Origin of the sequence: Cellulomonas sp. C5510 (genome assembly GCF_019797765.1) — a bacterium.
Classification (GTDB): Bacteria; Actinomycetota; Actinomycetes; order Actinomycetales; family Cellulomonadaceae; genus Cellulomonas.
Map to the genome: position 1 here is coordinate 426969 of NZ_CP081862.1, position 19507 is coordinate 446475.

Annotated in this window: 12 protein-coding genes; 11 read left to right on the forward strand and 1 reads right to left on the reverse strand. The window is 75.0% G+C overall.

All coding sequences use genetic code 11. The features are described 5' to 3' along the window. Positions 1-23: 23 nt before the first annotated feature. The 10 genes from K5O09_RS01920 (at position 24) to K5O09_RS19390 (ending at position 13836) form a co-directional block, all read left to right on the forward strand. On the forward strand, positions 24-2672 hold the full coding sequence (locus K5O09_RS01920; RefSeq protein WP_222171202.1) for an NADH-quinone oxidoreductase subunit G: 2649 nt from the start codon (positions 24-26) through the stop codon (positions 2670-2672). After that, positions 2669-4087, forward strand: coding sequence for an NADH-quinone oxidoreductase subunit NuoH (gene nuoH, locus K5O09_RS01925; RefSeq protein WP_222171203.1), 1419 nt, complete (start codon positions 2669-2671; stop codon positions 4085-4087). Before K5O09_RS01920 ends, nuoH begins: the two co-directional genes overlap by 4 nt. Then, a complete protein-coding gene (gene nuoI / locus K5O09_RS01930) occupies positions 4080-4817 on the forward strand; it encodes an NADH-quinone oxidoreductase subunit NuoI (protein WP_370635506.1) in 738 nt (245 codons plus the stop codon). Before nuoH ends, nuoI begins: the two co-directional genes overlap by 8 nt. Then, the gene (locus K5O09_RS01935; protein WP_222171204.1) at positions 4814-5731 is read left to right on the forward strand and encodes an NADH-quinone oxidoreductase subunit J; all 918 of its coding nucleotides are present in this window, start codon (positions 4814-4816) and stop codon (positions 5729-5731) included. Before nuoI ends, K5O09_RS01935 begins: the two co-directional genes overlap by 4 nt. Continuing rightward, positions 5728-6027, forward strand: a complete 300-nt coding sequence (gene nuoK, locus K5O09_RS01940; protein ID WP_146833940.1) for an NADH-quinone oxidoreductase subunit NuoK — start codon at positions 5728-5730, stop codon at positions 6025-6027. Before K5O09_RS01935 ends, nuoK begins: the two co-directional genes overlap by 4 nt. A 7-nt stretch (positions 6028-6034) precedes the next feature. After that, positions 6035-7957: an NADH-quinone oxidoreductase subunit L gene (gene nuoL / locus K5O09_RS01945; RefSeq protein ID WP_222171205.1), complete on the forward strand. Its 1923-nt coding sequence runs from the start codon at positions 6035-6037 to the stop codon at positions 7955-7957. Positions 7958-7967: 10 nt separating this feature from the next. Further along, positions 7968-9569, forward strand: a complete 1602-nt coding sequence (locus tag K5O09_RS01950; protein WP_222171206.1) for an NADH-quinone oxidoreductase subunit M — start codon at positions 7968-7970, stop codon at positions 9567-9569. Further along, positions 9566-11365, forward strand: a complete 1800-nt coding sequence (gene nuoN / locus K5O09_RS01955) for an NADH-quinone oxidoreductase subunit NuoN (RefSeq protein WP_222171207.1) — start codon at positions 9566-9568, stop codon at positions 11363-11365. Before K5O09_RS01950 ends, nuoN begins: the two co-directional genes overlap by 4 nt. Before the next feature lie 91 nt (positions 11366-11456). After that, positions 11457-12461, forward strand: coding sequence for a polyprenyl synthetase family protein (locus K5O09_RS01960; RefSeq protein WP_222171208.1), 1005 nt, complete (start codon positions 11457-11459; stop codon positions 12459-12461). Positions 12462-12519: 58 nt separating this feature from the next. Continuing rightward, on the forward strand, positions 12520-13836 hold the full coding sequence (locus K5O09_RS19390; protein WP_222171209.1) for an RDD family protein: 1317 nt from the start codon (positions 12520-12522) through the stop codon (positions 13834-13836). 51 nt (positions 13837-13887) lie between these two features. Here the strand turns inward: K5O09_RS19390 and eccCa are convergent, their stop codons facing one another. Next, on the reverse strand, positions 13888-17865 hold the full coding sequence (gene eccCa / locus K5O09_RS01970) for a type VII secretion protein EccCa (RefSeq protein ID WP_222171210.1): 3978 nt from the start codon (positions 17863-17865) through the stop codon (positions 13888-13890). Between the two features lie 258 nt (positions 17866-18123). Between eccCa and K5O09_RS01975 the strand changes: the two genes are divergently transcribed. After that, a complete protein-coding gene (locus K5O09_RS01975) occupies positions 18124-19488 on the forward strand; it encodes a hypothetical protein (protein ID WP_222171211.1) in 1365 nt (454 codons plus the stop codon). Positions 19489-19507 lie beyond the last annotated feature (19 nt).

Below are 19507 nucleotides of genomic sequence, written 5' to 3' on the forward strand. Positions count from 1 at the left end.
CCCGATTCCGCGAGGACCCCGCGATGACAGTCACAGCGTCCAAGCCCTCCGGCGCCCCCGCGCCCACGGACGGCGTCACGTTCACCATCGACGGCATCGAGACCACCGTGCCGAAGGGCACCCTGGTCATCCGCGCCGCCGAGGAGCTCGGGATCCAGATCCCGCGGTTCTGCGACCACCCGCTGCTCGCCCCCGCCGGCGCCTGCCGGCAGTGCCTCGTCGAGGTCTGGGCCCCGGGCCGCGACGGCAACCTCGCGAAGATGCCGAAGCCCCAGGCGTCCTGCACCCTGACCGCCACCCCCGGCATGGAGGTGCGCACGCAGCGCACGTCGGCCGAGGCGGACAAGGCGCAGCACGGCGTCATGGAGCTGCTGCTCATCAACCACCCGCTGGACTGCCCGGTCTGCGACAAGGGCGGCGAGTGCCCCCTGCAGAACCAGGCGATGTCGAACGGCCGCGCCACGAGCCGGTTCGTCGACGTCAAGCGGACGTTCCCGAAGCCGCTGGCGATCTCGACCGAGATCCTGCTGGACCGCGAGCGCTGCATCCTGTGCCAGCGCTGCACCCGGTTCTCCCGGGAGATCGCGGGCGACCCGTTCATCGACCTGCAGAAGCGCGGGGCGATGCAGCAGATCGGCCGGTTCGACGCCGACGTGCTGGGCTTCGCGGGCGCCGACGGCGGCACCCCGGAGTCGGCGGACCGCCTGTCCGCGGACGGCCCGGTGCTGCTCGGCGCGGACATCCCGGTCGGCCCCAGCGAGGACGACGAGTCCGGCTCGCCGTTCGCGTCCTACTTCTCCGGCAACACCGTGCAGATCTGCCCGGTCGGCGCGCTGACCGGTGCGGCGTACCGGTTCCGCGCCCGTCCGTTCGACCTGGTGTCGACACCCGGCGTGGCGGAGCACGACTCCTCCGGCGCGGCGATCCGCGTCGACCACCGCCGCGGCGTCGTGCTGCGCCGCCTCGCGGGCGAGGACGCGGAGGTCAACGAGGAGTGGATCACCGACAAGGACCGCTTCGCGTTCACCTGGCAGTCCGCGGCCGACCGCATCACGACCCCGCTGGTGCGGGACGTCGCGGCGGACGGCACGAAGGGTGAGCTGCACCCGACCTCCTGGGCCGAGGCGCTGGAGGTCGCGGCGCACGGCCTGGAGCAGGCCCGCGCGGCCGGTGGCGTCGGCGTGCTGCCCGGCGGCCGCGTGACCCTCGAGGACGCCTACGCGTACGCGAAGTTCGCCCGCGTCGTGCTCGGCACCAACGACGTCGACCTGCGTGCCCGGCCGCACTCGGACGAGGAGCTCGCGTTCCTCGGCCACGCGGTCGCCGGCACCGGGCTCGGCGTGACCTTCCGCGACCTGGAGGCCGCGCCGGCCGTGCTGCTGGCGGGCCTGGAGGCCGAGGAGGAGGCCGGCGTCGTGTTCCTGCGGCTGCGCAAGGGCGTGGTCGCGGGCCGGACGCGCGTGCTGTCCGTCGCGCCGTTCGCGAGCCGCGGGCTGGAGCGCCTGGACGGCACGCTGATCAAGGCCGCGCCGGGCACCGAGCCCGAGGTCCTCGACGCCGTCGGCTCCGGCGAGCTGGCCGACGCCGGTGCGGCGCTGGGCGCCGAGGGTGCGCTGGTGCTCGTGGGCGAGCGGCTCGCCGCCGTCCCGGGCGCGCTGTCGGCCGCGCTGCGGCTGGCGGAGCGCACGGGCGCCCGCCTCGCGTGGATCCCGCGCCGTGCGGGTGAGCGCGGTGGCGTCGAGGCCGGCGCCCTGCCGACGCTGCTGCCGGGCGGACGCCCGGTCGCGGACGCCGCGGCCCGCGTGGACGTGGCCGCAGCCTGGGACGTCGAGCAGCTGCCGACGGAGCCGGGCCGCGACACCTCGGCGATCCTCGCCGCGGCGGCGGACGGCACGCTGGGCGGCCTGCTCGTCGGCGGGCTCGAGCCCCGCGACCTGCCGGACCCCGCGGCCGCACGCGCCGCTCTGGCCGCCGCGGGCTTCGTCGTCTCGCTCGAGGTCCGCGCGTCCGAGGTCACCGCCCTGGCCGACGTGGTCCTGCCTGTCGCGCCGCCGGTGGAGCGCCCCGGGACGTTCGTCAGCTGGGAGGGTCGCCCCCGCCCGTTCCCGCAGGCCCTCACGTCGACCGCCATGGCCGACCACCGCGTCCTCGACGCGCTGGCGGACGAGCTCGGCGTCACCCTCGGGCTGCGCACGATCGCCGACGTGCACGCCGACGCGGACGCGCTGACCGGCGAGTGGGACGGCGCCCGGGTGCCCGCGCCCGCCGCCGCGTCCGCCGAGCCGCCGGCCGTCGCGCCCGGGCACGCCGTGCTCGCGACGTGGCACCAGCTGCTGGACGCCGGCCGGCTGCAGGACGGCGAGCCGTTCCTGGCCGGCACCGCGAAGCGCCCGGTCGCGCGGCTCTCGGCCGCGACGGCCGCCGCGGCCGGGATCGAGCCCGGTGGGCGCGTCACGGTGTCCACCGACGCGGGTGCGATCACCCTGCCCGTGGTGCTGACGGACATGGCCGACCACGTCGTGTGGCTGCCCACCGCGTCCGCCGGCAGCCAGGTCCGGGATGCGCTCCGCGCGCTGCCGGGCGACCTGGTCCGGGTCGAGGCCGCTGCCCCCGACGCCACCACCGCCACCACCGACGCCCCGACCGGCGCCGACGAGGAGGTCACCGCATGAGCGCCGTGCTCAGCCCCGTGCTCACCGGCCTGCCGGCCGCGCTGCCGGCAGCCGCCGTCGACGGGGGCGCCGCCGACTTCAGCCAGGACGTGTTCTGGGTCTGGCTGCTCAAGGCGGTCGGCATCCTGGTGTTCCTGCTGACCAGCGTGCTCATCGCGATCTGGTTCGAGCGCCGCGTGGTCGGCCGGATGCAGCTGCGTCCCGGCCCGAACGTCCACGGCCCGTTCGGCCTGTTCCAGTCGCTGGCCGACGCGATGAAGCTCCTGCTCAAGGAGGACGTGACGGTCAAGGCCGCCGACAAGCTGGTCTACCTCGTCGCGCCGTTCATCGCGGTGTTCTGCTCGCTGCTCACGTACGCGGTGATCCCGTTCGGCCCGGAGGTCTCGATCTTCGGCGTGGTGACGCCGCTGCAGCTCACGGACTTCCCGGTCGCGGTGCTGTACATCCTCGCGTGCGCGTCCGTCGGCGTGTACGGCATCGTGCTCGGCGGCTGGTCGTCCAACTCGACCTACCCGCTGCTGGGTGCCGTGCGCTCCACTGCGCAGGTCATCTCGTACGAGCTCGCGATGGGCCTGTCGCTGGTCAGCGTCTTCATCCTCGCGGGGTCGATGTCGACCTCGGAGATCGTCGGCTCGCAGACCACCCTCTGGTGGCTCATCCCGCTGGCGCCGGCCTTCGTCATCTACGTGATCTCGATGGTCGGCGAGACCAACCGCCTGCCGTTCGACCTGCCGGAGGCCGAGGGCGAGCTGGTCGGCGGGTACACCACCGAGTACTCCTCGATGAAGTTCGCGTGGTTCTTCCTCGCCGAGTACATCAACATGCTCAACGTCTCGGCGGTGGCGACCACGCTGTTCTTCGGCGGCTGGCGCGCCCCGTGGCCGCTGTCCGCGATCAACGACGGCATGTTCAACACCGGCTGGTGGCCGCTGCTGTGGTTCGTCGCCAAGGTCTGGCTGTTCATGTTCCTGTTCGTGTGGATCCGCGGCACGCTGCTGCGGTTCCGGTACGACCAGTTCATGAAGTTCGGCTGGAAGGTGCTCATCCCGGCCGCCCTGGTGTGGCTGGTGTGCGTCGCGGTGGTCCAGGGCGTCCGCCAGTTCGCCGAGGTCGAGCTCCGGACCCTGATGTTCGTCCTCGCGGGCGTGATCGTCGCGGTCGTGCTCCTGTCGTTCCTCATCCCGGAGAAGAAGCCGGAGCCGGAGCCGGACCGCTCGGACGAGCCGTTCGACGCGTTCGCCGGCGGCTTCCCGGTCCCGCCGCTGCCCGGCCAGACGCTGCCGCCCTCGCCGCGCGCGCTGCGTCGCCAGGCCCAGGCGCCCGCGTCCCCCGCGCTGGTCGGCGGCCCCGCCGCCGGCGCGTCCGACGAGGGCGACGCCCCCGAGTCCCCCACCCAGGAGGTGCCGCGTGGCTGACACGCCCGACAGGTCCGTCGCGAAGGCCGACGCCGGCGGCGGCGAGGTCGCCGCCGCGGGGCGGGTGCGACCGTACGAGTCGCTGATCCCGAAGCGCAGCGCGGTGGCCGACGCCCTCGCGCCCGCCGCCGGGTTCGGCGTGACGCTGAAGAACTTCTTCAGCCGCACCGTCACCGAGCAGTACCCGTTCGAGACGGCGCCCGTGAAGCCGCGGTTCCACGGCCGGCACCAGCTCAACCGGTACCCGGACGGCCTGGAGAAGTGCATCGGCTGCGAGCTGTGCGCGTGGGCCTGCCCCGCGGACGCGATCTACGTCGAGGCCGCCGACAACACCCCGGACGAGCAGTTCTCGCCCGGCGAGCGCTACGGCCGCGTCTACCAGATCAACTACCTGCGCTGCATCTTCTGCGGCCTGTGCATCGAGGCGTGCCCGACCCGCGCGCTCACGATGACCAACGACTTCGAGCTGGCGGGCCCGACCCGCGAGGGCCTCATCTACGAGAAGCAGGACCTGCTCGGCCCGCTCGTCGACGGCATGCTCGCGGCGCCCCACCCCATGGTGGAGGGGACGACCGACACCGAGTACTACCGCGGCGAGGTCACCGCGCCCACGCCGGCCCAGGTCGACTGGGTCGCGGAGCACCGCCCGGAGGACGAGACGCTCGAGGCGGCGCGCGCCCGGGCCGGGGCGGCGGGCACGACCCAGCCGGTGGGCGGGGAGGCCCGATGAGCCCGAGCACCGCCGAGGCGGTCCTGTTCTGGGTGCTGGCGCCGATCATGGTGCTCGCGGCCCTCGGCCTGCTGTTCGCGCGCAAGGCCGTGCACGCGGCGCTGTGCGTGATCACGGTCATGATCTCGCTGGCGTTCCTCTACATCGCGCAGGAGGCGCCGTTCCTCGGCGTCGTCCAGGTGGTCGTCTACACCGGCGCGGTCATGATGCTGTTCCTGTTCGTCCTCATGCTGGTGGGCGTCGACGCGTCCGACTCGCTGGTCGAGACGATCCGCGGTCAGCGCTGGATCGGCTGGCTCGCCGGCGTCGGCCTCGCGGTCGTGCTGGTCTCGGTGATCGGCCGGGCGACGTTCCCGGCGGCCGCCGGGCTGGAGTCCGCCAACGCCGACGGCAACCCCGTGGGCGTCGCGCGGATCGTGTTCGGGCAGCACGTCTTCGGCCTCGAGGTCGTCGGCGCCCTGCTCGTGACCGCCGCGCTCGGTGCCCTGGTGCTCACGCACCGGCAGCGCCTCAAGCCGCTGGTGAAGCAGCCCGAGCGGGCCGCCGCGCGCGTCGCGGCCGGCACCCGCCTGACGCCGCTGCCGGCCCCCGGCGTGTACGCCCGGCACAACGCGATGGACGTGCCGGCGCTCGACCCGCAGGGCAACCCCATCGACGAGTCGGTGCCGCGTGTGCTGCGCATCCGCGGGCAGGAGGCGGGCACCGCCGAGTTCCGCGCCGACACCTACCGGCGCGCGGTCACCGCCGTCCTCGCGGAGCGCGGCACGGCCGTCACCCCGGACGAGGCCGAGGCCGCGCTCGGGACCACCGACGACGAGCCGCGCCCGCCCGCGGCACCGCCGGGCACGACCACCGGACCGCAGACCGACATCGACCTCGGCGGCGCCTCGACCCGGACGGAGACGCAGCCGTGACGCTGACGAACTACCTGGTGCTGTCCGCGATCCTGTTCTCGCTCGGCGCCGCGACGGTGCTGCTGCGCCGGAACGCGATCATCGTCTTCATGGGCGTCGAGCTCATGCTCAACGCGACGAACCTCGCCCTGGTCACCTTCTCCCGGATGCACGGGGACCTGACGGGCCAGGTCATGGCCTTCTTCGTCATGGTCGTCGCCGCGGCGGAGGTGGTCGTCGGCCTGGCGATCATCGTGTCGATCTTCCGCACCCGGAAGTCGGCGTCCGTCGACGACATCAACCTGCTGAAGAGCTGAGGGGACCGTGACCGACTTCTCTTCCCTCGCCCCCCTGCTGGTGGCGGTGCCGCTGGCGAGCGCGGCTGTGCTGCTGCTGCTCGGGCGACGCTCCGACCGGTGGGGGCACTGGCTCGGCGTGCTCGCGTCGGCCGCGTCCTTCGTGGTCGCCGCGATCCTGCTGACCGACCTGCTCGGCCGGGACGCCGAGGCGCGCGCGGTGCACGTCCACCTGTTCGACTGGATCTCCGCGGGCCGGTTCGACCTGTCGGCCGGGCTGCTCGTGGACCCGCTGTCGCTGACGTTCGTCCTGCTGGTGACGTTCGTGGGCACGCTGATCCACCTGTACTCGGTCGCGTACATGGAGCACGACGCCGCGCGGCGTCGGTTCTTCGCGTACCTCAACCTCTTCATCGCCGCGATGCTGATCCTGGTGCTCGCGGACTCCTACCTCCTGCTGTTCGTCGGCTGGGAGGGCGTGGGTCTCGCGTCGTACCTGCTCATCGGGTTCTGGAACCACCACACGCCGTACGCCGTCGCCGCGAAGAAGGCGTTCGTCGCGAACCGCGTCGGTGACATCGGCCTGCTGGTCGCGATGATGCTCATGTTCGCGACGTTCGGCACCGTGTCGTTCGAGGGCGTCGCCGCCGGCGTCGAGGGCGGGCTCGCGTCCACCGCGACGCTCACCGCGACCGGCCTGATGCTGCTGCTCGCCGCCTGCGGCAAGTCGGCGCAGTTCCCGCTCCAGTCGTGGCTCGGCGACGCGATGGCCGGACCGACGCCGGTGTCCGCGCTCATCCACGCCGCCACCATGGTCACGGCGGGCGTCTACCTCATCGTGCGGTCCGCGCCGGTGTTCGAGGGCGCGCCGACCGCGCAGCTCGTCGTGACGATCATCGGCGCGATCACGCTGGTGATCGGGGCGGTCATCGGCTCCGCGAAGGACGACATCAAGAAGGCGCTGGCCGCCTCCACGATGTCGCAGATCGGCTACATGGTGCTCGCCGCGGGTCTCGGCCCCATCGGGTACGCGTTCGCGATCTTCCACCTCGTCACGCACGGGTTCTTCAAGGCCGGCATGTTCCTCGGCGCCGGGTCGGTCATGCACGGCATGGACGACCAGACCGACATGCGGCGCTTCGGCGCCCTGCGGACGTCCATGGCCATCACCTGGGTGACGTTCGGCGCCGGCTGGCTCGCCATCCTCGGCGTCCCGCCGTTCTCGGGCTTCTGGTCGAAGGACAAGATCATCGAGTCCGCGTTCGTGGTCCCGGAGGGTGCCGGCGAGTGGCGGGCGTGGGTGTTCGGCCTGGTCGCGCTGATCGGCGCCGGCATCACCGCGTTCTACATGTCGCGGCTGTTCTTCATGACGTTCCACGGGCGCAAGCGCTGGACCCGTGACGAGGCCGGCCACGAGCCGCACCCGCACGAGTCGCCCGCGCTCATGACGATCCCGATGATCGTGCTGGCCGTCGGCTCCGTCGCGCTCGGCTTCGTGCTCCAGCTGGGCGGCGGGTTCACCACGTGGCTCGAGCCCGTCACCGGGCACGTCGAGCACCACGAGCCCGTGCTGCCGGTCCTGGTCATCCAGATCGCGACCCTCGCGGTCGTCGCCGCCGGCCTGCTGCTCGCGTGGCGGCAGTACGGCGCGCTGCCGGTCCCCGAGACCGCGCCCGCCGGCTCCCCGCTGACCCGCGCCGCGCGCGTCGACCTGTACCAGGACGCCGTGAACGACGCCCTGCTGGTCGAGCCCGGCCGGCACCTGACCCGCTCGCTCGTGTTCGGCGACCGCACCGCGGTCGACGGGGCGTTCACGGGCCTCGGCCGGCTGACGGTCGGGATCGGGGAGCTCGTGCGCAAGGTGCAGACCGGGTACGCCCGGCAGTACGCCGCCACGATGCTGCTCGGCCTGGTCGTCCTCGCGGTCGTCGTCCTGGCGCCTCGGATCTGAGGGGATGTTGATGTCGACTGTCGCCGTCACCACGGACGTGCCGTGGCTGACCCTCCTCATCGTGTGGCCGCTGGTCGGCGCGCTGGTGCTCTGGGCGCTGCCCGGGGCCACGGCCGCCGACGGGACCGCCACCGGTGCCCGCCGCTGGTCGCGCCAGGTCGCGCTCGGAGTCGCCCTCGTCGAGGTCGTCCTCGCGCTCGGCGCGCTGCGGGCGTTCGACACGGCCGCGGCCGGGGTGCACCAGCTCACCGAGACCCACGGGTGGATCCCGCAGCTCGGCGCCTCGTACGCCGTGGGCGTCGACGGCGTGGGGCTCGCGCTCGTCCTGCTGTCCGTCGTCCTGGTGCCGGTCGTGATCCTCGCGGCCTGGCGCGAGCAGGGCAGCGGTGAGGCCGCCACCAACCGGCTGCGGCACTACCTCGCGCTCGTGCTCGTGCTGACCGCGTTCATGGTCGCCGTGTTCGCGGCCCGGGACGTGTTCCTGTTCTACGTGCTGTTCGAGGCCATGCTGATCCCGGTCTACTTCATGATCGGCGCGTTCGGCGGGCCGCAGCGGCGGTACGCGGCCGTGAAGTTCCTGCTGTTCTCCCTCGCGGGCGGGCTCATCATGCTGGCGGGCGTCATCGCGCTCTACCTGCAGGGCCCGCGCGGCGAGCAGGGCTTCCTGGTGGACAACCTGGTCGGCAACCTCGACCTGTCGACCAGCACCGAGCGCTGGCTGTTCCTCGCGTTCTTCCTCGCCTTCGCGATCAAGGCGCCGATGTTCCCGGTGCACACGTGGCTGCCCGACGCCGCCGAGCAGGCGCCCGCGGGCACCTCGACGCTGCTGGTCGGCGTGCTCGACAAGGTCGGCACCTTCGGCATGCTCACGCTCTGCCTGCCGCTGTTCCCGGAGGCCTCCCGCTGGGCGGCGCCCGTGATCATCGTGCTGGCGATCGTGTCGATCTTCTACGGCGCGCTGCTGGCCATCGGGCAGCAGGACCTGTTCCGGCTCGTCGCGTACACGTCGGTGTCGCACTTCGGCTTCATCGTGCTGGGCATCTTCGCCTTCACGTCGACGTCCATCGCCGGCTCGTCGTTCTACATGGTCAACCACGGCCTCTCCACCGGTGCGCTGTTCCTCCTGGTCGGCTTCCTCGCCGCCCGCCGCGGGTCCGCCCGCATCGAGGACTTCGGCGGACTGCAGAAGGTCACCCCGGTGCTCGCCGGCACGTTCCTGGTCACCGGCCTGTCGGCGCTCTCGCTGCCCGGCCTGTCGACCTTCGTGTCGGAGTTCCTGGTCGTCGTCGGCACGTTCGCCGCGAACCGCCCGGCCGCGGTGGTCGCCGTCGTCGCCGTGGTGCTCGCGGCGATCTACGTGCTGTGGACGTACCAGCGCGTGTTCACCGGCCCCGTCCGCGACGAGCTCGCGGGCACCCGGGACCTCGGCGGTCGCGAGCGGTGGGTCGTCGGCCCGCTCATCGCGATCATGCTGGTGCTCGGCTTCTACCCCGCCCCGGCGCTGCGGCTGGTCGACCAGCCCGCCGCCGAGTCGGTCACGCAGGTGGGCGTCGCCGACGCCCCGGACACCCCGGTCGCGCTGACCGGTGACGACGAGGGGAGCGACCAGTGAGCGCGTTCACCGTGCCCGAGATCGCCTGGGCGCAGCTGACGCCGGTGCTGCTGGTGCTGGGCGCCGCGGTGGTGGGCGTGCTCGTCGAGGCGTTCGTGCCCCGCCGGGCCCGTCGCCCCGTGCAGCTGACGCTCACGCTGGTCGCCCTGGCCGCGGCGGTCGTCGCGGTCGCGGCCCTCTGGTCGGACGTCGACGCCACCGGCGGGACCGACGTGCTCAGCGGCTCCCTGCTGGTCGACGGACCGACCCTGGTCCTCCAGGGCACGCTGGCGCTGCTGGCCCTGCTCGCGGTGCTCGTCATCGCGGACCGTACCGACACCGGTGAGGACGCGTTCGCCCCGCAGGGCGCGGCCGTCCCCGGCTCCGGGTACGAGGAGGCCGCGCGCGTCGCCGGCCTGCAGCAGACCGAGGTCTACCCCCTGGTGCTGTTCGCGACCGGCGGCATGCTGATCTTCCCGGCCACCGGGGACCTGCTGACGCTGTTCGTCGCGCTCGAGGTGCTGTCCCTGCCGCTGTACCTGCTGGCCGGGCTGTCCCGCCGTCGCCGCCTGCTCAGCCAGGAGGCGTCCATGAAGTACTTCCTGCTGGGGTCGTTCGCGTCCGCGCTGCTGCTGTTCGGCATCGCGCTGCTCTACGGGTTCTCCGGGTCGCTGCGGTTCGCGGACATCGCCGAGGCCGTGCGCACCGTGACCGGCATGGACGGCCTGCTGCTCGCGGGCGCCCTGCTGGTGCTCGTCGGCCTGCTGTTCAAGGTCGGCGCCGTGCCGTTCCACTCCTGGACGCCCGACGTGTACCAGGGCGCCCCGACGCCCATCACCGGCTTCATGGCCGCGTGCACCAAGGTCGCGGCGTTCGGCGCCCTGCTCCGGGTGTTCTACGGCGTGCTGCCGGACCTGCGGTGGGACCTCGAGCCGATGATGTGGACCGTCGCCATCGCCACGATGGTGGTCGGGACGGTCGTCGCGCTCGTGCAGACCGACGTCAAGCGCGTGCTGGCGTACTCGTCGATCGCGCACGCGGGCTTCGTGCTCACCGGCGTCGTCGCGCTCACGGAGTCGGGCATCACCGCGGTGCTGTTCTACCTGCTGGCGTACGGCGCGGCGACGATCGGCGCGTTCGGCATCGTGTCCCTGGTGCGCGAGCGCGGCTCGGTCCGCGCGGCGCAGTCCGAGCGGGTGCCGCTGCTGGTCGCGGCGGGCGCGGCGCCGGCCGGTGCCGCCGCGGTGGCGTCCGCCCCGACGGTCGGCAGCACGGTCGACGTCGCCGGGACGGGCGGCCCGGCGGGCGCGGCCGACGAGGGCGGGGAGACCGAGGAGGCGGAGCCCGGAGACGACGGCGCCGAGCCGCTCGAGGCCGAGGGCCCGGTGCTCGGCGAGGCCACGCACCTGTCGCAGTGGGCAGGGCTCGGCCGGACCAACCCGGTGCTGGCCACCACGTTCGCGCTGTTCCTGCTGTCGTTCGCCGGCATCCCGCTGACCGCCGGGTTCACCGGCAAGTTCGCCGTGTTCTCCGCGGCTGTCGACGGCGGCGCCTGGCCGCTGGCCGTGGTCGGCGTGCTCGCCTCGGCGGCTGCGGCGTTCTTCTACGTGCGGATCATCGTCCTGATGTTCTTCACCAGCCCGCACGGCGGCCCGCAGGACGGCGACGACGAGGCCCGCCCGGGTGCCGTCGTCGTGGGCTCCCAGGGCCTCGCGATCGTGGCGATCGGCCTGTGCGCGGTGCTCACCGTCGCGCTCGGCGTGTTCCCCGGCCCGGTCCTGGACGCGATCGCCGGCGTCGCCCAGCTCCTGCCGTGACCCCCGTGGCCGCCCGGTCCGGTGCCTGCGCGCCGGGCCGGGCGGCCACGTCGGTTCTGCCCGGGCCCGCGCGGCCAGATAGGTTCGTCCCGTGACATCCCCGACCACCCTGCCGCTCGCCGACGCCGCGCTCGCCGAGCGCATCGCGGGACGCCTCGACCTGGTCGAGGAGCGTCTGCGCTCCGCCGTCGCGTACGCCGACCCGCTCGTCGACGACGCCGCGCACCACCTCGCGAACGCGGGCGGCAAGCGCCTGCGGCCGCTGCTCACGCTCCTCGCGGCCGAGCTCGGGGACGGCGCACGAGACGAGGTGCTCCAGGCGGCCGTCGTCGTCGAGCTCACCCACCTCGCGTCGCTCTACCACGACGACGTCATGGACTCGGCGCCGCTGCGCCGGGGGGCGCCCGCCGCGCACGAGGTCTGGGGCAACTCCGTCGCGATCCTCGTCGGGGACCTGCTCTTCGCGCGTGCGTCGACCACGGTCGCCCGCCTCGGCCCCGAGGCGGTCGTCATCCAGGCCGGCACGTTCGAGCGGCTCTGCCTGGGGCAGCTCCACGAGTCCATGGGCCCGGGGGAGCACGGCGACCCGGTCCAGCACTACCTGCAGGTGCTGGCCGACAAGACCGCGTCGCTCATCGCGACGTCCGCGCGGCTCGGTGCCATGTACGGCGGCTGCAGCCCCGAGGTCGTCGAGACCGTCGCCGCGTTCGGCGAGCGCATCGGTGTGGCGTTCCAGCTCGCCGACGACGTGCTGGACCTGACCTCCGAGGGCTCCGTCTCCGGCAAGACGCCGGGCACCGACCTGCGCGAGCAGGTGCCGACCATGCCGGTGCTGCTGCTGCGCGAGCGCGCCGCCGCCGGGGGCGACCCGGAGGACGTCGCGCTCGTCGCCCGGCTCGACGGCGACCTGTCGGACGACGCCGTCCTCGCCGAGACCGTCGCCGCGCTGCGGGCGCACGACGTCGTCGCGGAGACCCGCCGCCGCGCGTCCGCGCTCGTCGAGGAGGCCGTCGCGGTCCTCGCGCCGCTGCCCGACGGGCCCGTCAAGGACTCGTTCGTCTCGTTCGCCGACGCCCTGGTGGACCGGGCGTCCTGACCGGGCGCCGGACGGCCCGCGCACAGCCGCCGTGGGCCGGGCGCGAGCAGGGGGAGGCATGACAGCGGTCACCGACCGCACGGGCGGGCGCTGCGGCGGGTGCGGGGCGGCGCTCGAGCCCGGTGCCGCGTTCTGCGGCGCGTGCGGGGCGCGGACGGCCGCGCCGGTCGCCGGGACGGCCGGGCCCGTCGCCGACGGTCCCGTGGCGCCCTCCGCAGCAGGGCCGGACCCGGTCCCGGCGTGGCACGCGTCGTCCGCGGCCGGGACGACGGTGGCGCCCGCGTGGGCCGCGGACGCCGACCTCGACGAGCTGGCGGCCCCCGTCTGGCGTCGCCTGGTCGCGCTCCTCGTCGACCAGGTCGTGGCCGGTGCCGCGGGCGGGCTCGCCACGCTGGCGGTGCTGCCGAGGCTCCGCGCCGGGGACCCCGGGTCGCTGCTGGTCCCTGCCCTCGTGCTGCTCGTCGTCGGTGCCGCGCAGTGGTTCGCCGAGGCGTTCGCGGCCCGGACCCTCGGCGGTGCGCTGCTCGGGACCCGGACGGTCTCGGCCCGCACCGGCCGGCCGGCGGGGCTGTGGGCCGTGCTCGTGCGGTCGGCGGTCCAGGGCGCCGGGGTGCTGCTCGGCGGGATCGGGCTGTACGTCGTGGCGGGGTCGGGCGCGTGGGACGAGGGCCCCACGCAGCGCGGCTGGCACGACAAGGCCGCGGGGACGCTGGTGCTCCGGGCGCCGCGACGCGGCCGGGCGCAGGGGACGGCGGAGCCCGGGACGACCCCCGCGTCGGCGACGCCCGCTGTCGTGACGTGGCAGGCCCCCGTCGCGTCGCCGCCCCCCGCCGCGTCGGCGCCCCCCGTCGCGTCGGCGGGCGTCCCCGTGCCGACGGCAGCGCGCCCCGACGGGCCGGCCTCCCCTGCTCGGCGGGAACCCGGTCCGCTGGTCGGCCGCCCGTCGGCCGGCGGGCTGCCGGAGGCCACCATCCCCACCGTCCCCGAGCTCGGGGACCTGGAGCACACCCGGCTCGTGCGCCGCGCACCGGTGGATGGCGTTCCGGCGCCCGCCGCCCTCGCGCTCGTGCTCGGCACGGGTGAGCGGGTGGTCGTGACGCGGCCGACGCTCGTCGGGCGCCGGCCGACCGCCCCCGGCACGGCCTGGGACCTCGTGACCGTGCCGGACCCCGGTCAGTCCGTGTCGCAGACCCACCTGGAGGCCCACCCCGTCGAGGGCGGGCTCGAGGTCCTCGACCGCGGGTCGACCAACGGCACCCTGCTCGTCGACGCGGACGGCCGCCGCTGGTCGCTCCCGCCGGGCCGCCCCGCTCTGGTCGGGGCCGGCTGGACACTCGTGCTGGGCAACCTGCGCGTCGCGGTCGAGGCCGCCTGACGGGAGAGCCGCCGCGCCCGGCGCGCGGCCGGGTCCGGCGGTCCAGCGGACTCAGAGCGTCGGCGGCGTCCACGCGAGCTGCACGACCTGACGACCCGCGTCCCGGGTGACGAGCTGCGCGCGCCCGGGCACGCCCGGCACGGGCTTCGCCCCGCCGACCAGGGCTCCCTCGTCCGGGCTGCCGGACAGCACGACGCCCGGCGCCGCGAGGTCGCGCAGCGCCTGCAGCACGGGCTCGTACAGCGCGCGGCCGGCACCACCGGAGCGGCGGGCGAGCACCAGGTGCAGGCCCACGTCGCCGGCCTGCGCCAGCAGCGGCACGAGGGGGGTCAGCGGGTTGCCGGTCGTGGTGGCGACCAGGTCGTAGTCGTCCACGAGCACGTACACCTCGGCGCCCGACCACCACGAGCGGTTCCGGAGCTGCTCCGGGGTCACGTCCGGCCCCGGCAGCCGCCCGCGCAGGTAGTCCGCGAGGCCCTGGATCTCGCCGGCGGCCTGCTCCTGCGTCGTGAAGTAGCCCGCGAGGTACTCCTCGGGGATCTCCCCGAGCAGCGACCGGCGGACGTCGACCGCGAAGATCTGCGCCTGCTGCGGGGTGTGCAGCCGGCGGACCTCCCGGGCGACGGCGCGCAGCAGCGCCGACTTGCCGGAGCCGCCGTCGCCGAACGCGTACAGGTGCGGCTCCTCGCGGACGTCGACGCCCACGGGGGCCAGCGCCGCCTCGTCGATACCGAGCAGGAGCCGACCGGCGTCGGCGCGGGGGTCGGCGAGGACCTGCGCGAGCGTGACCTGCTCCGGCAGCAGCCGCAGCTTCGGCGCCGCCGGCCCCTGCCAGGCGGCGTTCACCGCGTCGACCAGGTGCGTGATGCCGGCACCGAGGGTGTCGGGCGAGGGGTCGCCGTCGATGCGTGGCAGCGCGGTGAGCACGTGGTGCTTGGACACCGCGAGCCCGCGGCCGGGACGCTCCTGGGGGACGTTGACGGCCACCTTGCGGTCGATCTCGGAGTCCATGGGGTCGCCGAGCCGCAGCTCCAGCCGGGTGCCGAACAGGTCCTTCACCTGGGTCCGGAAGTCCATCCAGCGGGCCGCGGTCGCGACCAGGTGCACCCCGAACGTGAGGCCGCGGCCGGCGAGCGCCTGGATGCGGGCCTCGAGCTCGTCGAACTCCGTGCGGACGGTCGACCAGCCGTCGACCAGGAGGAACACGTCGCCGTAGCCGTCGTCGGCGGTGCCCTGCTCGCGGCGGGTCCGGTACGTCTCGATGGAGTCGATGGCGTGCTGCCGGAAGTACCGCTCGCGCTCGTCGACGATCGACTCGACCTCGGAGACGACGCGCCGCACCACGTCCGGCTCGGCGCGCGAGGCGACGCCCGCCACGTGCGCCAGCGACGCGAGCGGGGCGAACGTGCCGCCGCCGAAGTCGAGCACGTAGACCTGCACCTCGAGCGGGGTGCGCGTCAGCGCGAGCGACGTGACGACGGACCGCAGCACCGTGCTCTTGCCGGTGCGCGGTGCGCCGACGACCGCCATGTGACCCGCCGCGCCGCCGAGCGACACGGTGAGGTTCTCGCGCCGCTGCTCCAGCGGCCGGTCGACCGTGCCGAGCGGGACGGTCAGCGTCCCCGCGGCCCGCCAGCCGGGCGAGACCAGCCCGAGGCGCGGGTCCGCCGTCAGGTCCGGCATCAGCTCGTCGAGCGTCCGCGGCACGACCAGCGGCGGCAGCCACACCTGGTGCGCGGGCGGACCCTGGCCCTTCATGCGCTGCACCGCGATGTCGAACGTCGCGCGGGTCTCCTCCGGCTCGCTCGGCAGCACCTCGGTGGTGGCCGGCAGCTCCTCGACGCCTCCGAGCACCGGCGCGGCGGTGAACGACTCGAGCCGCCCACGGCCCGTGCCGGTGACGGCACCGCCGCCGCCCGCGGTGCGCCGCGTCCTCGGGGGCCCGGAGACGTACGCGGCGCGGAACTGGATCATCGTCGTCGTGTCGGGCTTGAGGTAGCCGGTGCCCGGGACGGGCGGCAGCGTGTACGCGTCCGGGACGCCGAGCACGGTGCGTGACTCCGCGGCCGAGAACGTCCGCAGGCCGATGCGGTACGACAGGTGCGACTCCAGCCCGCGCAGCCTCCCTTCCTCGAGGCGCTGCGACGACAGCAGCAGGTGCATCTGCAGGGAACGACCGAGCCGGCCGATCGTCACGAACAGGTCGACGAACTCCGGCTTGGCCGACAGCAGCTCGGAGAACTCGTCGCAGACGATCAGCAGCGCGGGCAGCGGCGCCAGGTCGGTGCGGCCGCCTCGGCGCGCCTTCTCGTAGTCCGCGACGTTCGCGAAGTTGCCCGCGGCGCGCAGCAGCTCCTGGCGGCGGACCATCTCGCCCTGCAGGGCGTCCTGCATGCGGTCGACGAGCGTGAGCTCCTCGCCGAGGTTCGTGATGATCGCCGACACGTGCGGCATGTCCGCCATGCCCGCGAACGTCGCGCCGCCCTTGAAGTCGACGAGGACGACGTTGAGGTCCTCCGAGGAGTGCGTCAGCGCGAGCGCGAGCACCAGCGTGCGCAGCACCTCCGACTTGCCGGACCCCGTCGCGCCGATGATGAGGCCGTGCGGTCCCATGCCCTGCTGCGCGGACTCCTTGATGTCGAGGGCGACGGGCTGACCCTGCGGGGTCACGCCGATGGGCACGCGCAGCCGGTCCCGGGGGAGCCGCGGCCGCCACGCCACCGACAGGTCGAGGTCGCGGACGTCGCCGACGCCCAGCAGGTCCACGAGCTCGGAGGAGACCTCCTCGTCGGAGCGCTCCGGACCGGACTCGACGTGCAGCGGGAGCAGCCGGCGCGCGGTGGCCTCGGCGTCCGGCACGGACATCTGGTCGCCGTCCACCCGGACGGGCGCGCTGCCGAGCCGCAGCACGTCGACCGGCGCGCGCGTGGCCTCCGGGGTCGTCACGGCGGCGCCGACGTTGAGCCGCAGCGTCGTCACGTCGTCGAGCTCGCCCCAGCGCTCCGGGAGTTCGAGGACCGTCACACCCAGGACCCCGTCTGTCGTGAGGATCGCGTTGCCGACAGGCACCTGCCCGCCGTCGACCACCACGAGGACGTGCGGCAGCGGCGCCTCCGCGGCATACCCGAAGCGCGGGCGGTCCACGAGGTCCTCGGGCAGCAGGGACTCCACGTCCGCGAGGGCGGTGCCGATGAGCCGGGCCGCCCCCACGGCGTCCCGGGAGCGGGTGGAGTGGGCGTGCGGCAGCCACTTGACCCAGTCCCACTCGGGCAGCGCGGCGGCGTCAGCGATCACGGCGACCTGCAGGTCCTCCGGCGCGTGGAACGTGGCGAGCTGCGTCACGAGCGCGCGGGCCAGGGCGCGGGACTCCGCGGCGGCGCCCGTGACCTCGATGCGGGCGACCGAGCGCACGTCGAACGCCAGCGGCACGCCCTGCTGCACGCGGTGCGTCACGAGGAACCGGTGTGCGGCCGACGCGGCGACCGGGTCCAGCTGGGCGAGCGGCGGCGTCTGCGGCGCCTCCAGGTCGAGGCAGAGGGGCTGCGTGCCCACGCCGACGCGCGCGTGCAGGAAGTCGTCGTGCTGCGGCCGCCGCTCCCACACGCGGGTGCGCTCCTCCGCGACGGCGGGCAGCGCGCGCGGGTCGGGCGACGTCCACTCGGCGGCGCGGCGCTGGGCGCTCGCGGCCTGGCGCACCGACGACCGCAGGTCCGCCAGGTACGCGAGGTACTCGCGCCGGGCCCCGACCACCTGCGCCTGGTGCTGCGAGCGCTGGCGCCAGCCGTTCACGCCGACGAACCCGAGCGACGCGAGCAGGAACATGCCCGCGGCGATGTAGCCGCGCGGACCGGGCTGGTTCATCGCGACGAAGACGATGGAGCCGACCGACCCGAGCATCGGGATCGCGTTCGCCAGCAGGCCGCTCACGCCGTCGGACGCCTGGATCTCCGGTGGCGGCTGCAGGACGACCTGCCCGCTGGGGACGGCGGGCGGCTCCAGGCGCGTCCCCTGCTGCGGCGCGATCGACATCGTCGGCGCTCGGTCCCTCCTGCCGGGCGGGGAGCCGCACGCCCCCCGACGTTCTCGTGCGGTCAACCTACCCGGGCCGGCGCGCGCGGGCGGGCCACGGGTCCGCCGCCCGGGCGAACCTGGGGACCACGGGCGCGACCGCACGAGGACCGACGTGCCGACGTGGCCCGACCGCATAGCATGACTGCGCTGCGCCCGGGGGCAGGCGGGTCCGCCGCCGCCGTCCGTCCCGAGCGCCCGACCGCGGAGGGAGCGCGCGTGACGGTCCAGGCACCCGCGGCGCTGACGCGCGTCGCCGTGCACCTGGGAGGCCGTCGCCTCGACGTCGCCCTCGACGCGGGCCGCACGCTCGGGGAGCTCCTCGCCGCCGCGCAGGTCCCGCTGGTCCCCGGACTGCTCGTGCTCGACTCCGCGGGCGGCGTCCTCGACCTCGCCGCCCCTGTCGCCGCCCAGGTGCCGGACGGGGCCGCCGTCCACGTGGTCGCGCCCGCCCCCCGGCCCCGCGGCCGCGCCGCCCGGCTGCGGACCGGCCGGGTCGCACGACGCCCCGACCCGCAGCCGGCGCTGCTCGCCGCCGCCGCGGCGTCCGCCGGCGTCCTCGCGGTCGTCGTCCTGGCGGATCCCACCCCGCGTGGCGCCCTCACGCTGGTCGCCGCGCTGGTCCTGGCCGTCGGTGCCCTGGCGCTCGCGGTCGTCCCCGTCCCGGCGCGCTCGGCCGCCACGCTCGTCGTACCCGTGCTGGCGTTCGCCGCGGGGGTCGCGGCCGTCGACCCGGCCACCGCTGCCGACCGCCGCCTCGCGCTCGCCGCCGGCCTGGTGTGCGCGACCGCCGCCGCCGCCGTCCGGTGGGTCGCCGCCCGCGCGCACCGCTCCGGCCGCGACCTGGCCTCCGCCGTCCTCGCCGGCACCGGCGTCCCGGCCGCCGTCGTCCTCACGGTGCTGCTCGCGGGCCTGCCCGGGGTGCTCGCCGCGGCGGCCCTGCTCGGCCTCGTCCCGGTCGCCCTGCGGGCGCTGCCCGTGCTCGCGCTGTCTGTGCCCGACGAGCAGCTCGTCGACCTCGCGCACGTGGCCCGCACCGCGCCGTCCGTCCGCGGCCCCCGGCCGCGGGCGCTCGGGCGCGTGAACGAGCGCCAGGTCGTGCTCACCGTCGGCGCGGCCGAGCGCCGCACGGATGCGGGCGTCCTGCTCGTCTGCGCGGTCCCGCCGCTGCTGGTGCCGGTCGTGGTCGGCGCCGCCCTGGCGGACCCGGTGCGCGGCACCCTGCGCGGCTGGGCGGCGGTGGCGCTGGTGGCCGCGCTGCTCGCCGTGCTGGGGCTGCAGCCCCGCGCGGCACGGGGGCCGGTCGCCCGCTGGGCGCCGCGCGCCGCGGCGGGCCTGGTGCTCGTCGAGCTGGCGGTGCTCGGCGGCCCGCGGCTCGGAGGGTCGGCCGTCCTGGTCGCCGTCGGCTGCGCGGTGCTCGCCGTGCTCGTGGCGGCCGTGTCGGTCGCGCTCGGCCGCGGCTGGCGCTCCGTCGTGGCGTCCCGGTTCGCCGACGCGGTCGAGGGGTTCGGCGTCGTGCTCGCGCTGCCCGCCGCGCTCGTCGCGGCCGACCTCGTGGAGACCCTGCGGCGGGTGACCTCGTGAGGCCCGGAGCGAGCCGGTG

What these genes read in the sequence shown, in the direction of transcription:
- K5O09_RS01920 (WP_222171202.1), top strand. Translation starts at nt 24, where the DNA reads ATGACAGTCACAGCGTCCAAGCCCTCCGGCGCCCCCGCGCCCACGGAC.
- nuoH (WP_222171203.1), top strand. Translation starts at nt 2,669, where the DNA reads ATGAGCGCCGTGCTCAGCCCCGTGCTCACCGGCCTGCCGGCCGCGCTG.
- K5O09_RS01935 (WP_222171204.1), top strand. Translation starts at nt 4,814, where the DNA reads ATGAGCCCGAGCACCGCCGAGGCGGTCCTGTTCTGGGTGCTGGCGCCG.
- K5O09_RS01950 (WP_222171206.1), top strand. Translation starts at nt 7,968, where the DNA reads ATGTCGACTGTCGCCGTCACCACGGACGTGCCGTGGCTGACCCTCCTC.
- K5O09_RS19390 (WP_222171209.1), top strand. Translation starts at nt 12,520, where the DNA reads ATGACAGCGGTCACCGACCGCACGGGCGGGCGCTGCGGCGGGTGCGGG.
- eccCa (WP_222171210.1), bottom strand. Translation starts at nt 17,865, where the DNA reads ATGTCGATCGCGCCGCAGCAGGGGACGCGCCTGGAGCCGCCCGCCGTC.